Raw genomic sequence first — 15,180 nt, 5'->3', positions numbered from 1 at the left:
GCGTCGATTTCATTCCGATCTGCTGGCCGATCAGGCCTTCAGCATGCGCTCGACGATGTCGCGGACATCGGTGGAGAGCTGCGGTGCGCGCTCGATTTCCATCAGGGCATCGCGGGCATGGTCGGCGCGGGCCGATTCCAGCGAGCGCCAGGAGCGCATCGAGGTGAGGATACGCGCCGCCAGCTGCGGGTTTTTCGGGTCGATCGCGAGGATCTGAGTGGCGAGGAAGCCATAACCCTCGCCATCGGCGCGATTGAAGCCGGTGGCGTTGGAGAAGGCGAATGCGCCGACCAGCGACCGCACGCGGTTCGGGTTGCTGGCGTTGAACCTCTCGTTCTCCATCAGTGCCTTGACGCGGGCAAGTGCGTCTTCGCCCGGGATGGTCGCCTGGATCAGGAACCATTTGTCGATGACAAGCGGATTGTCGGCAAAACGCTTGGCAAAGGTGTCGAGCGCGTCCTTGGCCTCGGTGGAATCCGGGAAGCGGTGAGCAAGCAGCGTCAACGCCTGGGCGAGGTCCGTCATGTTGTCGGCCTTGGCAAAGGCTTCGGCTGCACGGGCAGGAGTGTTTTCGGCGAGCGCAAGATAACCCAGCGCCGAATTGCGCAATGCACGCTTGCCGGCACTTGCCGCATCCGGCGTGAACGCGCCTTCGATGCGCATCTCTTCCGTCAGTGACAGGAAGGTGTCACGGCCGGCCTCGGCGATCAGAGCCAGCACGGCCTGACGACCGTCATGGATGGCGTCGGGATTGTTGTTGCAGCCGAGTTCGCGAGCGATATCGGATTCGCTTGGCAGCGCCAGCGCCTGAGCACGGAAGGCCGGCTCCAGCTTGGTGTCTGCGGTGGCTTCGAGAAGCGCTGCGATGAACGCCTGATCGCAGGTGACCGGCTTGCCGTCACGGGCGTCGCTGGTTGCCTTGATCAGGTTCGGCAGAGCGAGGTCGGTCAGTGCCTGCCAGCGCGAGAAGAGGTCGCTGTCGTGGCGGGCGATATGCACCAGATCTTCGGTCGTCTGATCGAAGGACAGGTTGATCGGCGCCGAGAAAGAGCGGTTGAGCGACAGGACCGGGCGCGAGGAAATGCCGGTAAAGACAAAAGTCTGGCTGCGTTCGGTGAGGTGCAGCACGTCGCCGGTCACTTCGCCGCCCGAAACCGATGCCGGTTCGGCAATCGAACCGTTGTCGAGGATCAGCGCAAACGAGAGCGGGATATGCATCGGCTCCTTGGTCGTCTGGCCGGGTGTGGCCGGGACCGTCTGTTCGAGCGTCAGCGTGAACTTGTCCGCTTCATAGGCGGTGGAAACGGACACGAGCGGTGTGCCGGCCTGATGGTACCAGCGCGAGAACTGCGACAGATCGCGACCGTTGGCATCCTCGAAGCATTTTACAAAATTTTCAACCGTGGCGGCATCGCCGTCATGACGTTCAAAATAGAGGTCCATGCCCGCCTTGAAGCCATCGGCGCCCAAGAGCGTTGCGATCATGCGGGTGACTTCCGATCCCTTTTCGTAGACGGTCGTCGTGTAGAAATTGTTGATCTCGCGATAGACCGTCGGGCGCACCGGATGGGCAAGCGGTCCTGCATCTTCCGGGAACTGTTCCGATTTCAGGTGGCGCACTTCGGCAATACGCTTGACTGGACGCGAACGCATGTCTGCGGAAAACTCGTGGTCGCGATAGACCGTGAGACCTTCCTTCAGGCACAGCTGGAACCAGTCGCGGCAGGTGATGCGGTTGCCGGTCCAGTTGTGAAAATATTCGTGGGCGATGATCGCCTCGATATTTGCGTAATCCTGGTCAGTGGCGGTTGCCGGATCGGCCAGAACGTATTTGTCGTTGAAGACGTTGAGGCCCTTGTTCTCCATGGCGCCCATGTTGAAGTCGGAGACGGCGACGATCTGAAAGATGTCGAGATCGTATTCGCGGCCAAAGCGTTCCTCGTCCCACTTCATGGAGCGCTTGAGCGCATCCATGGCATAAGACGCGCGGTCTTCCTTGCCGTGTTCGACATAGATCTTCAGCGTGACTTCACGCTCCGACATGGTGACGAACTTGTCTTCGATGACACCGAGATCACCGGCAACCAGCGCGAAGAGATAGCTCGGCTTCGGATGCGGATCGAACCATGCGGCAAAGGCGCGGCCTTCGTCGTAACCGGCGCCACCCAGAAAGTTGCCGTTGGACAGCATGACCGGGTTGGCCGCCTTGTCGCCGATGATGGTGATCGTATAGGGCGCCAGAACGTCCGGACGGTCCGGGAAATAGGTGATGCGACGAAAACCCTCGGCCTCGCACTGGGTGCAATAGATGCCGTTGGTGCGGTAAAGACCCATCAGCTGCGTATTGGCTTCCGGGTTGATATAGGTGGTGACGGTGATCTCGAACGGCGCTTCGGCCGGCAGGTCACGGATCGTCAGGAGTTCCGGGGTGGCATCATACTGGCTGGCCGGCACTTCGCGCTGGTCGAACAGCAGGCCCGACAGCTTCAGCTCGTCGCCATCGAGAACCAGCGGCGCCTTGAGATCGACGCCTTCGCGACGATGGAAGATCAGGCGCGCATCGACCTTGGTATTGGTCGGATCCAGTTCAAAGGTCAGATCGACGCGTTCAAGAACAAAGTCAGTGGGGCGGTAGTCTGCCAGATTGACGATCTGACCCGTGTCTGTGCGCATGATCTTTCCTGGAAATAGCAAATATTAAAAGGCGGGTTTCTTGGATTTAGCCAAGAGTTGCCGGGATAATGGCAGCCAAAGCTGAACGATTGCTAAAGTTCTGGAACATCGCGTCAAAATGTTACATGTCGCGTGTATTGCTACGCACTTGCTAATCTATGATGGCGCCCGGCTCCCGCTGCTGCGAGCCAAGGCTATATCTTGATGATCTGGCCGTTGTTCAACACCAATTCCGGTGTGTTGTAATGGGTCAATATCTCCGTCGCCCCATCCGGCCAATCATAGTCCGACGCCTCAAACAGCACGCGCTCACCAAAATCTTTTTTGATTTTTGTCATTAAAGCCCGGTGTGCCTGCGGATTTGCTTCGATCACCACGATCAGTGCCGGTTCGAGGGCATTCGAGAACAGCGGGATGGTTTTAACAATAACGCCATCCTTCCGTCCTTTGCAGTATAACTCAAGAACGGGACTCATGTTGACACTTATTCTTGTTTCCGAAGTCTGAATGCCGATGGCGTCGAACACCTCTGCGGACAGGCGAAGCCAATGATCGTATTTCCCGAAGGGGATCACCGCGTTCAGGTCAGCGTCCGGCTTCACAAATGATATTTCCCAAATATTGACTGCCGTTAGCTAGATCACGTTCTCGTAAGAAGATGTGAACTCTTTTTGGCCACATTGATTGGCATACCAACTGATATTTCAATTTCATGCAGGCGGTTTCTCCGGCTGCCTTCAAAACGAGTGCGAAATGGCGCCCGAAGCGGTCAATCCCCTCAAGGGGATCGCGTTGAAACTCTTTTCCGTTGTCGCCTTTCTCGGCATGCAGACGTGCATCAAGGCCGCTGGTCCCGACGTCGAGGCGGGGCAGGTGACGTTTTTCCGCTCCGCCTTCGCGCTGGTGCCGATCATGGCTTACCTTGCCATCAGCAGCGATCTGCGCGCCTCCTTCCACACCAACAATCTGTTCGGCCATTTCAAGCGCGGTTTTCTCGGTATCGCGTCAATGGGCTTCGGTTTCTACGGCCTTGTGTTGTTGCCGCTGCCGGATGCGATTGCCATCGGTTATGCCTCGCCGCTGATGGGCGTCATCTGCGCCGCCATTTTCCTGAAAGAGAAGGTGCGTGTCTATCGCTGGTCGGCGGTGGCCATCGGCATTTTCGGGGTGATGATCATTTCCTGGCCGAAACTGACAATGTTCGACGATGGCGGCTTCGGCAACGCGCAGGCGGTCGGGGCTGCTTCGGTTCTGATGTCGTCTTTCCTCGCCGGTTTCGCGATGATCCAGACGCGGCAGCTGGTCAGCACCGAAAAGACCTCCACCATCGTCCTTTATTTCTCGCTGTCGGGGGCGATTTTTTCGCTGGTGACCATTCCGTTCGGCTGGTCGGATTTGACGTTCTGGCCGGCGGTGTTTCTGATCGGCTCCGGCTTCTGTGGCGGGGTAGGCCAGTTGCTGCTGACCGAGGCCTATCGCAATGCCGATGTCTCCACCGTGGCGCCGTTCGACTACACGTCGATCCTGCTCGGCATCGTCATCGCCTTCATCCTGTTCGGCGATATTCCGACCATCACCATGCTGATCGGCACGGCGATCACGGTGTCGGCCGGCATTTTCATCATCTACCGCGAACACCAGTTGGGGCTGGAACGCAAGGCTGCCCGCAAGGCAACGCCGCCGTCGTGACAATCAGCGCGCCGGTATCCGCGGCAGTTCACCGGCGCCTTCCTGAAGCAGGGCGCGATGACGCATCTGGCTACCATGCAGGTGCCGGCGCATCGCCTCTTCGGCGGCTTGAGGGTCGCGCTGGGAGATCGCAAGAATGACCGCGTTGTGTTCGGTCGCAAGCAGCTCAAGATATTTGCGCTGCGCTTCGCCATTGTTCTCGGGTACGATTTTTACTCTCGGAATGGTCGCCTGGCCGAATTCCCGCAGGAAGCGGACAAATTGCGGATTGCCGGCGGCCTGCGCGATGGCAAGGTGCAGATGGTAATCCGCCTCGCGCGCAGGCGTGCCGTCGCGCATGCATGTGAGAAATTCCGCGTGCAGCTCGAATAGCTGTTCTTCCTGCGCTGGTGATCTACGCGCTGCTGCCAGCCCGGCCGCGGCAATTTCGACCGGCGTGCGGATCTCGAGGATTTCAAGCGACGAGGCCAGATGCAGGTGTTCGATGGCGGGCTTCGATGCGGCCGGCGGCGTATGCGCCACGACAAACACGCCGGCGCCCTGACGTGCTTCGACCAGCCCGGCCCGCCGAAGCGCCGCAAGCGCCTGACGCACGACTGTCCGGCTTGCGCAGAACGCCTCGGTCAGCTGCGCTTCGCTCGGCAGCTTGTCGCCAACCTGAAAGGTGCCGCCGGCAATCGCGCCGCGCAATTGGCTTTCGATACGCTCGGCCAATGTATCTCGTGGTCGCAGATCGAAATGGTCCATGTCATGTGCCTCAGGATGCGAACCGGACAAGCGTATAAGCAAACCGGCCGAAATTCGAGCGTTTCCACAACGGCATGATCGTGACTGCGGATGTTCTGCAACGGAAATCTGCAACCGATGGAGGATGACCTGCGCGCGCAGATGTGAAGCCGTGCCCGCCCAGTCCAGCTTGACAGCTTATCACAAGCATGTTGGTATTTCAGCAACAAGAAGATGACAAGTTTGACGCTTGTGTGGCTGCGGAGGAGGTGGTCAGCGCCGGTTGCGTTCTTATTGTTGAAAAATGACTGGGAGGGTCGTGAATGCGCAGATTTTCAATGGGTTTGCTTGCCGCCGTGATGGGCATGGCGCCGTTTTCCGCCGTGGCGCAGGAAAAGGTGACCTTGAACTGGGCGCTCTGGGATTGGTCCAGCGTCGCCTATTACAAGCCGTTGATCGAGGCCTATGAAAAGAAGAACCCGAACATCACGATAGAGCATACCGATCTCGGTTCTGCGGATTATGGCCAGATGGTCATGACCCAGCTTTCGGGTGGCGCCACCAATCTCGACATCATCCAGATTAAGGACGTGCCGAACTATATCCAGCTGGTGCGCGCCAACACGCTCGAAAATCTGACGACGGCGCTGAAGGAGCCTGTCGATACGCCGGACACAAAAGCGCTGACAGTGGATGGAAGTTTCTACGGATTGCCGTTCAGAACCGACCGGTGGCTGCTTTATTATAACAAGGACCTGTTCGACGCGGCCGGTGTCGACTATCCGACCAATGACATGACTTGGGACGCCTATTACAAAAAGGCCGAGGAACTGACGCAAGGGTTCGGCGTCAAGAAGGTGTATGGCGCGCATACCCATACCTGGGCGACACTTGTGCAGGTATTTGGAACGCTTGACGGAAAGAACTCGCTGGTCAGCGGCGACTTCAATTTTCTGGCGCCATGGTACGAGCAGGCACTGAAGATGCAGGAGGACGGTACCGTCCAGACCTATGCGGCATTAAAGACGTCGGCAACGCATTATTCCGGTCCGTTTTTCAACGGACAGGCAGCGATGATGCCGATGGGCTCCTGGTTCATCGCAACTCTGATCGAAAAGGTGAAGAACGGCGAGGCGCGCAGCAAAAGCTGGGCGATCGCATCTTTGCCGCATGCCGAGGGCGTCGAACCCGGAACTACCGCGTCGCAGATTACATCGCTTGGCATCAACCGGAATTCCCGCCACAAGCGGGAGGCACTGGATTTCGTCGAATGGGTGGCTGGGCCGGAAGGTGCCAGGATCATCGCTTCGACCGGCACCCTGCCGTCAGCGCTGGACAAGGCCATGGCCGAGCAGATCGCGGGCCTTGATGGTTTCCCGAAGGATGAAACCAGCCGTGGCGCGCTGCAATCGCCCAAGACCTATCTGCAGCTCCCAGTGGTGATGAACGCGCCGCAACTGAACCTGATCCTCGACCGCACGCATGATATGATCATGACGGAAAATGTCAGCATCGAGGACGGCCTGAAAGACATGCACGACGCTGCAGCCCGATTGAGCCAATAAGGCCCGCAACATCTGCTCGTATCGGAAACAGGGTGGCCACGATGGCCGCCCTGTTTCAGGAGGACGCTATCTGTGGCAGCCCGCCGTTGCCGGGCTTAGAAATGAATGCCGGCGTCGGATTGCGGGGCTCTTTTGCTGCGGGTCGAGCGCGTGTATTGGCGCGAGGCGTTGATGGCAGTGCCGATATCGCGCAGGCTTTCGCGCAGCGAACGCAGGGGATGAATGCTCATTTTCATCGTCATGACTCCCTAAAACGCGCCGGCGTCCAAAGGGGCGCAGGATGAACGCGCTGATATTCTAAATGTGCCGCACCGTTCCGCAGGGGAGAAGCTCGACCCTTGAAGCGGTAAGGCAGGGTATGCGTTCGCAACTATGACGCGTTGTTGAGAACGCGATATGCGCCAGATCAAAAGGACCTGACGCCATGACTGCGAACCAGAATTGATCGGCGGTCTGACCGCCACAAAAAATCAACGCTCGCGGAAATCCGCAAAAACGGCGGTCGGACGGGTCAGCATGCCACGGCGGGCAAAGCCGGCGGCCGTCAGCTGCTCGTTGGTAGCCGAGCCGAAATGATGGTAGCCCTCTGTCGTGCGAGCCGATAGGCCGGCAAACTGGAGGCTTTCAAAACCCGAATGGATCGGGCGGGTGTTCGTGGTCATTGCCTTGGTTCCTTAAACCAGATTTCCTCCCAAGACATGATCAATATATCGCAGTGCAGCGCGATTTTCGCAATGCACGCAAAAGCCGTGCAGCCATGCGACTTCTGCATGGCTTTTGTCATATTTCTTTAATCGATTGTATTTTTGACTAGATATCGGTCAGCCGTGCCTTGAAAACGAGCAGGTCTTGCCATGCAAGTGCCTTGTTTGCAGGGGCAGCCATGAGATCCTGCGGGTGCAGGCTGGTGAGCGCTGGGACGGTCGTGCCGCCGATGGTGACATCGCGCCACGAACCGCGCATGGAAAAGATCGACGCATCGCCACCGATCAGGCATTTAGCGGTAAAGTTGCCGAGTAAAAGCATCAGCTTAGGTTCGGCAAGGGCGATCTGGCGCTCGATGAAGGGGCGGCAGATTTCCATTTCGGCGGGCGAGGGTGTGCGGTTGCCCGGCGGCCGCCACGGAACGGCATTGGCCAAGAGCACAGTCTCGCGCGTGAGGCCGATGGCGGCCAGCATGCGATCGAGCATCTGCCCCTGGCGGCCCGAAAACGGCATGCCGTCGCGATCGTCGTCGGCATTCGGCATCGGACCGATGACCATGATGCCGGAGGAGGGGTTGCCGCTGGCAAAAACGGTCGAACGGGCGCCGTGTTTGAGATTGCAGCTGCCAAATGCTTCCATCGCCACCTTCAACTCATCGAGTGAACGGGCGCTGTCGGCGGCAAAACGGGCGGCGGCAATCGCCTGATCGTCGGGAATGGCGACCGGCGTGCTAGACGGACGCGGTGGCGGCGGCGCACGGCCGGGCAGGACCTTGCCCTGCGGAGAAGCCTGCTGAGGGGCGGCGATGCCGTCACCCTGTTGCTGTGGCTGTTGCGCTACGGCCGGTGCCTGTTGCGGCTGACGATTGGCGCGTGCCGCCTGCTGCTGCGCGAACTCGGCAATGCGATCGACCGGCTCGTCTTCCAGCATCCACTCGACGCCCGCATCCGCATAAAAATGCAGAAGGGCGGCAAGCTCTGCGGGATCGAGATGGCTGGCGCTGGCGTTCATGGCGTTACCCTATAGCATGATCGCCGCAGGTGGGAACCGCCCTGCCGGGGCTATACCCGGAATGTCCGGCTTTTACGCCGACCATTCTCCGACATCACCGCTTTCACCGATCAGTGCCAGGCCGTGGGCGATCGACAGGAGTTCGCCGCCGCTTTCGATCTTGGAAGCATCAAAACGCTGCGTGAAGATCTTGCGCACGGCCGGGACGAAGGATGTGCCGCCGGTCAGAAACACCTTGTCGACCTGATCGGCGGAGGTGTTGGTCTTGGTCAGCACGTCATCGAGCGCGCCTTCGATCTTGGAAAGGTCGTCGGCGATCCAGCTTTCGAAATCGCTGCGCTTGACCGTCTTGTGGCCGGCCTTGCCGAGTGGTGAGAAGTGGAACTCGGCTTCCTCTGCGGCGGACAGCGCCATCTTGGTGGCCGAGATCGCCTGATAGAGCGGATACCCTTCATCGTGCTCAACGAGGTCGATGAACAGTTCCAGCTTGTCCGGGTCGGTGGCCGAGCGCACCAGCGATTTCAGGTCGGTGAATTCGCGGGTGGTCTTGAAGATCGACAGCTGGTTCCAGCGCGAGAAATTGGCGTAATAACCGGCCGGCACGTCCAGCAGCTTGTCGAAACTCTTGAAATGCGTGCCCTTGCCGATTTCCGGGGCCACCAGCTGGTCGACCATCTTTGCGTCAAAATGGTCGCCGGCGATACCGACGCCGGAATGGCCGATCGGGGTGGCTTTCAGCTTGCCGGCGATGCGTTCGAACCGGATCAGTGAATAGTCGGTGGTGCCGCCGCCGAAGTCGGCGACCAGAACATTGGCATCGCTCTTCAGCGTCTGGGCAAAGTAATAAGCGGCCGCGACCGGTTCGTAGACGTAATGGATTTCCGGGAAACCCAGGCGAGTGAGTGCCGCGTTATAGCGCTCTGTCGCAAGCGCCGGATCCGGGTTGGCACCGGCGAAATGTACCGGACGGCCGGCGACGAGGCGGGAAATATCCGAGGGCCACTGACCGTCCGCATAAAACTTCAGACGGTTCAAAAACACTTCCATCAGGTCTTCGAAAGAATGACGGCGGGCAAAAACCAGCGTGCCCTGAAAGAGCGGGCTTGCGGCAAAGGTCTTGATCGACTGCAGGAAACGCGCGTCACCCGGGTTGTCGATGAACTGGCGGATGGCCGCCTGTCCGGCCTCTACCTTCAGCGCCTGCGCGCCAAGCTGCGCATCCTTCATGAAGGAGAGCGCGGTGCGCATCGAATCCGTCGTGCCGGCACTGCTGGTGAACGACATGGAATTGGTGGTGGCACCGTCCTCAGACAATGCGAGAACAGTATTGGTCGTGCCGAAATCAAGCCCGAGCGCCCGTGACATGGTCGTGCTCCTAAAAACCGTCAGAAATGAATGGAACGGGGATTTCCCCGAACGAAAAGGCCACGCCTTGGCGGCGGCCGAAAATCGAGAGCGCGCCTGATGCCACAGGGGCGGACGGATGGCAAGTCGCGACGGCAAGTTTGACGGTTGTCAGTTGGTCGCAGCGACGTGTTGCAGAAGCCATGTGCGAAACGCCTGCATGGCGGGCGTCACCATCCGGGATTTCAGCCGCGTCAGCCAGTATCTTCCACGCGATACGGTGATGTCGAAAGGCTGTACGAGATTGCCGGCGGTGATCTGGCGGGAAAACATCAGTGGCGGCGCCAAGGCCACGCCAAACCCCTGCATGGCGGCATCCACCATCAGGATCGAACTGTCGAAAACCGGGCCGCGGATCGGTGGAGCGGTGATGCCCGCTTGTGCAAACCAGCCTGGCCATTCGTCGGCGCGATAGGAACGCAAGAGCCGCTGCTGGATGATGTCTTCCGGGCCCTTCAGGTCCCGCGCGATGGAGGGAAGGCAGAGCGCCGAAAGCGGCGTTTCGAACAGCGGTTCGGCATCGATGTCATGCCACGCTCCATTGCCGAAGCGGATCGAATAATCCAGTCCTTCCGCGGCGATATCGACGCGGTTATTGTTGGTGGAAAGCCGGATGTCGATGAAGGGGTGGTGTTCGGCAAAATCATCGAGCCGGGCTAAAAGCCAGCCGACGGTGAAAGTGCCGACGGCGCCGACAGTCAGCACCTCGCGCAGATGGCCGCCTTCGAAACGGTCGAGCATGCCGGCCATCCGATCGAACGATTCCTGCAGGATCGGCAGCATGGCCAGCCCTTCCTCGGTGATCATCAATCCGCGCGGCAGGCGGCGGAAAAGCGTCACGCCGATACGTTCTTCCAGCAGCTTCACCTGATGGCTGACGGCGGCCTGCGTGACACACAGTTCAATGGCAGCGCGAGTAAAACTGAGGTGGCGGGCAGCGGCCTCGAAGGCACGCAGGGCGTTAAGCGGCAGATGCGGGCGAACCATGAGCAAGGCCTAGAAAAATTGATGGCTCGCAGCAGATATCATCGTTTGATTGGGGCTCGCAACGGATCGTAGAAATGCCACGAACAAAACGGAGACAGTTTTGATGACGATTTTCAGACGATCATGCCTTGTGGCCGCATCCCTCGGCCTCGCCGCTGCTTTGACCAGTTTTTCCAGTGCATCTGCCGCCGAAAAGGTGGAATGCACTCTTATCATCGATGCCAAGAGCGGCGAGACGATCCTGCGCAAGGGCACCTGCGACCAGCAATTTTATCCGCAATCGACCTTCAAGTTGCCTTTGGCCATGATGGGATATGACGCGGCTATCCTGAAGAATGCGAATGCCCCGCTATGGCAATATAAAGCCGAATACAATCGGTCCAAGCGTGAGCAGAAGGACACGATGCCAAGCATCTGGCTGTCGGATTCGATCGTCTGGTATTCGCAGGAGATTACCCGCAAGCTTGGCCGGGACGCTTTCGGCAAATACGTGCGCGATTTCGGTTATGGCAACATGGATGTGTCCGGCGGACCGGGCGGCACGGACGGCCTGACGGAATCCTGGCTGATGTCGTCTTTAAAAATTTCGCCTGACGAGCAGGTGGCGTTTCTGAAGCGTTTTCTCGACGGTCAATTGCCGATTTCGGCAGAGGCGGTTGAAAAGACGAAAAACGCCGCACCGACCTTCAAGGGCAATGCCGACTGGCATATCGTCGGCAAAACCGGCTCCGGCAGCATGCGCAACAGTACCGGAAAGTCGGATCCGAACCGCCCGATCGGCTGGTTCGTCGGCTGGGCGCATGGCCAGCAGCGATCGGTCATCTTCGCGCGCCTGCTGGTGGATACGAAACGTCACACCGATAAGCCGATCAGCTTTACCGTGCGCGACAGCATGATCCGCGATCTGCCGAAGATCGTCGACAAGCGCTAAGCCGCATCTCAGTTTCTGTTGGCGAGCTCGCGGTCGATTTCGGCCGCGATCTCGACGTTGCGCTTTCGCGTCATGCCGGGAATGAGAAAGAGATCAAGAATCACCCACAGGGTGGCGACCCACCAGGTCAGGGTCACGCTGTGTATGCCGATCATCGGTAGCAGAATGGCGCCGGCCGTGAGGCCCATCATCATCAGCGCTGTGCAATGATAACCGAGATAGAAACGGTGCAGGCCGAAGCCACCGGCGCCACCACACAGGGCAAGAAGATAGGCGGTCCACATCGACTTGTAGGCCCGTTCGTAGATTGGACCTTGCGGTGGCTGCGGCCGCTCTCCGGGTCTGGCGGCGTCTCGGCATTTTCGTCGTTCATCATGCCATCGTTTCCCGACGCTGAAAAACTGATGCCGTCCGGATTAAAATCGGCGACGTCAAAAATTGTCTGTCAGCGCAGCAGGCGCCGAGCCGCCCATACTATCGCGGCGCCGATGACCGCGACAATGGCGCCGCGCAGGATCCATGGCGATTGATTGATCATGAAGCTGGAAGCGGGGTAAGGGAAGATGCCCGTGCCCTGGCCGATCCAGATCAGGCCCATCAAAACCGCAAGCGCTCCGATGATTGTCAGCAACAGTCTGGCAAGGCGCATGGTCTTCTCCTTTATCAACAGGGCCGCATCGTATAATGCGGCCCTGTTTTCGTCATGCCTGAAATGAAGCGGGTCAGCGACCGGCCTCGGCATAATACTTGGTGATCAACGAGACCTGATCGGTCTCGGTATCTTCATCCAGCGGCGCGCGAGCTGCTTGGGCATCAGAGGCCGACAGATTGTCGATCAGGCTGGTGAGAACGCGGTTTTGCGCCAGTTCCATCGCACGTGTACGGGCTTCCCCGTTTTCATCTGCTGTGGGTTCCGACAGCAGCTTTTCATAAGTGGCAATCAGATCGGTGATGCGCGTGACGGGATCGGCCCTGGTCGCGGCCGGTGCTGCGGCGATGTCGTCAACGACCGCTTCCGGCTGAACGGGTGCAACGGTTTCGCTGTTGGAAGGCGCCGGCTGCGCAGGTGTCGTCGCAACCGGCGAGGGCGACACGCTGTCGTTCTCGTCATCCGTTTCCTCACCTTCGTCGGCGTTGACCGGTTCCGAGGCGACCGGCTCGTCGGCCGGCACTTCGCTCTCCACCTCTTCCGGGGTGTTTTCGTCGGTTACAGGAGCCGGAGAATAAGTGCCGTCATCATGATCGACCACCATGTCGTCTTCCGCCGTTTCGTCATCGACCGGTTCGGTCGTGCCCGATGTCGGTTCTGATGCAGTTGGTGGCGACGACGGCTGCGTTGTCGGCTGGGTATTGTTATTGTTGCTGGGCGGAGGAGAGGACTTTCCTCCTCCGAAGAGTTCTTCAAGCATAATCGTCTCCGATCGAATAATCGGAAAGCCATTAGATTATGCGGATTTAGCCATCATCAATTGACGAAGTGCAATTAAAGTAAAACTTGAAGTGTGCTTGTTTTGTATGGCGCCGAGCATGTTTTTTGTTCGGCGCCACAGTATTTCTCGGGGCGTTTCGATGTTTTTACGATAATCTATCGTAATTTACCTTCAGATAGATTTGGCCGCGCCGCCATCCACCCGTAGTGTCGTGCCGGTGATATAGCTTGCCGGTTCCGAGCACAGGAAGGCGCCGGCGGCTGCAAATTCCTCGACCTTGCCGAGGCGACCAGACGGGATCGTCCTCAGCGAAGCGGCGCGGATTTCCTCCACCGACTTGCCCTGACGTTTGGCATTGGCGCCGTCCAGCTCATCGATGCGATCGGTATGGATGCGGCCCGGCAGCAGCATGTTGGCGGTGACGCCGGTATTGGCGACTTCCGTGGACAGTGTCTTGTTCCAGCCAACCAGTGCCGAGCGCAGCGTGTTGGAAAGCGCGAGGTTCGGGATCGGCTCGAACACGCCGGATGAGGCGACGGTGAGGATGCGACCCCAGCCCTGTTCCTGCATTTGCGGCAGCAGTGCATTGGTGAGGGTAATTACCTTCAGGACCATGGTCTCGAAGAAGGTGGACAGCTTGTCGATGGTCATCTCGGTGGCGACGCCCGGCGTCGGGCCGCCGGTATTGTTGACGAGAATATCGATGCCACCGAGTTTTTCCCTGACGGCGGTGATCATGGCTTCTACGAAATTTTCATCCGACAGATCACCCCACACCCAGTCGGCCTTGCCCTTGCCCTCGGCGTTGATGGCCTTGCAGTTTTCCGCGAGCTTGTCACCCGAACGGCCGACCAGAAGAACATTCGCGCCTTCGCGCGCCAGAGCCGTTGCGATGCCCAGCCCAAGGCCGCGCGAGGAGGCGAGCACAAGGGCGCGCTTGCCGGAAATTCCGAGATCCATTTCGCTGTTCCTTTCGGTTCGCCTTCAAAGAGCGTGCTGCAGTTATAGGCAGGGGATCGGATCAGGCAAAGGGAACTTGGTCGCAGTCTCTTGAGTTTTGTATTACGTGAACGTAAACGTAATATGGTGTGATGCCGCATGCCGGAAAACGCACGGCCTGCGTCGCTTTCCTGGGTCGACAAGGCTTGCGGCTTTTGTCAAAGAAAACGACCACATACCATGTGGCGAATGAGAAAAAAGGGAACGAGACATGACCGATGCGACCGAGCTTCCCGAACGGGAGATGATGGAATTCGACGTTGTCATCGTCGGTGCCGGTCCGTCTGGCCTGTCGGCTGCGATCCGCCTGAAGCAGATCAACCCGGATCTGTCGGTTGTCGTTCTCGAAAAGGGCGCCGAGGTCGGCGCGCATATCCTGTCGGGTGCCGTGGTCGATCCTTCCGGCATCGATGCGCTTCTGCCCGGTTGGCGCGAGGAGGAGGGGCACCCCTTCAAGACCGAGGTCACCGCCGACCATTTCATGCTGCTCGGCCCCGCCGGTTCGATCCGCCTTCCCAACATGCTGATGCCGCCTTTGATGAATCGTGGTCGATCCTTCCGGCATCGATGCGCTTCTGCCCGGTTGGCGCGAGGAGGAGGGGCACCCCTTCAAGACCGAGGTGACCGCCGACCATTTCATGCTGCTCGGCCCCGCCGGTTCGATCCGCCTTCCCAACATGCTGATGCCGCCTTTGATGAACAATCACGGCAACTATATCGTTTCGCTCGGAAACGTCTGTCGCTGGTTGGCTGAAAAGGCGGAAAGCCTTGGCGTCGAGATCTATCCCGGTTTTGCCGCAGCCGAAGTTCTCTACGATGAAAACGGCGCGGTGCGTGGTGTTGCCACCGGCGACATGGGCATCGAGAAGGACGGCACGCCGGGGCCCAATTTTACCCGCGGCATGGAGCTTTTGGGCAAATACACGCTGATCGGCGAGGGTGTGCGGGGATCGCTCGCCAAACAGCTGATCGAAAAGTTTGACCTCTCCAGGGATCGCGATGTCCAGAAATTCGGCATCGGCATCAAGGAACTCTGGCAGGTCAAGCCGGAGAACCACAA

General features: G+C 59.0%; 15 protein-coding genes and 2 pseudogenes. 5 read left to right on the top strand and 12 right to left on the bottom strand.

The features are described from left to right. Window positions 1-30: 30 nt before the first annotated feature. Together pepN and GAO09_RS15405 are read right to left on the bottom strand one after the other, a co-directional pair. Window positions 31-2,673: an aminopeptidase N gene (gene pepN / locus GAO09_RS15410; protein WP_153354906.1), complete on the bottom strand. Its 2,643-nt coding sequence runs from the start codon at window positions 2,671-2,673 to the stop codon at window positions 31-33. Window positions 2,674-2,867: 194 nt separating this feature from the next. Next, the gene (locus GAO09_RS15405) at window positions 2,868-3,275 is read right to left on the bottom strand and encodes a hypothetical protein (protein ID WP_153354905.1); all 408 of its coding nucleotides are present in this window, start codon (window positions 3,273-3,275) and stop codon (window positions 2,868-2,870) included. 151 nt (window positions 3,276-3,426) lie between these two features. Between GAO09_RS15405 and GAO09_RS15400 the strand changes: the two genes are divergently transcribed. After that, window positions 3,427-4,362 carry a DMT family transporter gene (locus tag GAO09_RS15400; protein WP_153354904.1) on the top strand — a complete coding sequence of 312 codons (936 nt, stop codon included), beginning with the start codon at window positions 3,427-3,429 and terminating at the stop codon, window positions 4,360-4,362. Window positions 4,363-4,365: 3 nt separating this feature from the next. Here the strand turns inward: GAO09_RS15400 and GAO09_RS15395 are convergent, their stop codons facing one another. Next, window positions 4,366-5,109, bottom strand: coding sequence for a FadR/GntR family transcriptional regulator (locus tag GAO09_RS15395; RefSeq protein WP_153354903.1), 744 nt, complete (start codon window positions 5,107-5,109; stop codon window positions 4,366-4,368). A 302-nt stretch (window positions 5,110-5,411) separates the two neighbouring features. Here GAO09_RS15395 and GAO09_RS15390 point away from each other — a divergent pair, with 302 nt between their 5' ends. Further along, complete coding sequence (locus GAO09_RS15390) at window positions 5,412-6,653, top strand: ABC transporter substrate-binding protein (protein ID WP_153354902.1); 1,242 nt, start codon at window positions 5,412-5,414, stop codon at window positions 6,651-6,653. A gap of 95 nt (window positions 6,654-6,748) precedes the next feature. On the opposite strand, the gene GAO09_RS15385 is transcribed toward GAO09_RS15390, so the two are convergent. From GAO09_RS15385 to GAO09_RS15365, 5 genes are all read right to left on the bottom strand, one after another. Further along, entirely contained in the window at window positions 6,749-6,889 is a 141-nt protein-coding gene (locus tag GAO09_RS15385) for a hypothetical protein (protein ID WP_153354901.1), read from the bottom strand. Between the two features lie 234 nt (window positions 6,890-7,123). After that, complete coding sequence (locus tag GAO09_RS15380; RefSeq protein ID WP_153354900.1) at window positions 7,124-7,315, bottom strand: hypothetical protein; 192 nt, start codon at window positions 7,313-7,315, stop codon at window positions 7,124-7,126. A 148-nt stretch (window positions 7,316-7,463) separates the two neighbouring features. Next, window positions 7,464-8,369 (bottom strand): uracil-DNA glycosylase, encoded by a 906-nt coding sequence (locus tag GAO09_RS15375; RefSeq protein WP_153354899.1) that lies wholly within the window; start codon window positions 8,367-8,369, stop codon window positions 7,464-7,466. A 72-nt stretch (window positions 8,370-8,441) separates the two neighbouring features. Further along, the gene (locus tag GAO09_RS15370) at window positions 8,442-9,734 is read right to left on the bottom strand and encodes an Hsp70 family protein (RefSeq protein ID WP_153354898.1); all 1,293 of its coding nucleotides are present in this window, start codon (window positions 9,732-9,734) and stop codon (window positions 8,442-8,444) included. A gap of 150 nt (window positions 9,735-9,884) precedes the next feature. After that, window positions 9,885-10,760, bottom strand: a complete 876-nt coding sequence (locus GAO09_RS15365; RefSeq protein ID WP_153354897.1) for a LysR family transcriptional regulator — start codon at window positions 10,758-10,760, stop codon at window positions 9,885-9,887. 103 nt (window positions 10,761-10,863) lie between these two features. Between GAO09_RS15365 and blaOXA the strand changes: the two genes are divergently transcribed. Further along, window positions 10,864-11,691 (top strand): class D beta-lactamase, encoded by an 828-nt coding sequence (gene blaOXA / locus GAO09_RS15360; protein ID WP_153354896.1) that lies wholly within the window; start codon window positions 10,864-10,866, stop codon window positions 11,689-11,691. Between the two features lie 8 nt (window positions 11,692-11,699). Here the strand turns inward: blaOXA and GAO09_RS15355 are convergent, their stop codons facing one another. The 4 genes from GAO09_RS15355 to GAO09_RS15340 all read right to left on the bottom strand — a co-directional run bounded on the left by GAO09_RS15355 (window position 11,700) and on the right by GAO09_RS15340 (window position 14,081). Then, entirely contained in the window at window positions 11,700-11,975 is a 276-nt protein-coding gene (locus tag GAO09_RS15355) for an NINE protein (RefSeq protein WP_153354895.1), read from the bottom strand. A 161-nt stretch (window positions 11,976-12,136) separates the two neighbouring features. Continuing rightward, window positions 12,137-12,340: a hypothetical protein gene (locus GAO09_RS15350; RefSeq protein ID WP_153354894.1), complete on the bottom strand. Its 204-nt coding sequence runs from the start codon at window positions 12,338-12,340 to the stop codon at window positions 12,137-12,139. A gap of 73 nt (window positions 12,341-12,413) precedes the next feature. Then, entirely contained in the window at window positions 12,414-13,100 is a 687-nt protein-coding gene (locus GAO09_RS15345; protein WP_153354893.1) for a hypothetical protein, read from the bottom strand. 192 nt (window positions 13,101-13,292) lie between these two features. Next, window positions 13,293-14,081: an SDR family oxidoreductase gene (locus tag GAO09_RS15340; RefSeq protein WP_153354892.1), complete on the bottom strand. Its 789-nt coding sequence runs from the start codon at window positions 14,079-14,081 to the stop codon at window positions 13,293-13,295. Window positions 14,082-14,331: 250 nt separating this feature from the next. Here GAO09_RS15340 and GAO09_RS30555 point away from each other — a divergent pair. Together GAO09_RS30555 and GAO09_RS15330 are read left to right on the top strand one after the other, a co-directional pair. Further along, window positions 14,332-14,520: pseudogene (locus GAO09_RS30555) on the top strand (FAD-dependent oxidoreductase); the annotation flags it as partial. Between the two features lie 160 nt (window positions 14,521-14,680). Continuing rightward, window positions 14,681-15,180 (top strand): annotated as a pseudogene (locus tag GAO09_RS15330) (NAD(P)/FAD-dependent oxidoreductase); the annotation flags it as partial.

This window comes from Endobacterium cereale, from assembly GCF_009617585.1.
Classification (GTDB): Bacteria; Pseudomonadota; Alphaproteobacteria; order Rhizobiales; family Rhizobiaceae; genus Neorhizobium; species Neorhizobium cereale.
The sequence above is the reverse complement of the archived record's forward strand: the minus strand, read 5'-3'. Positions and strand labels throughout refer to the sequence as shown.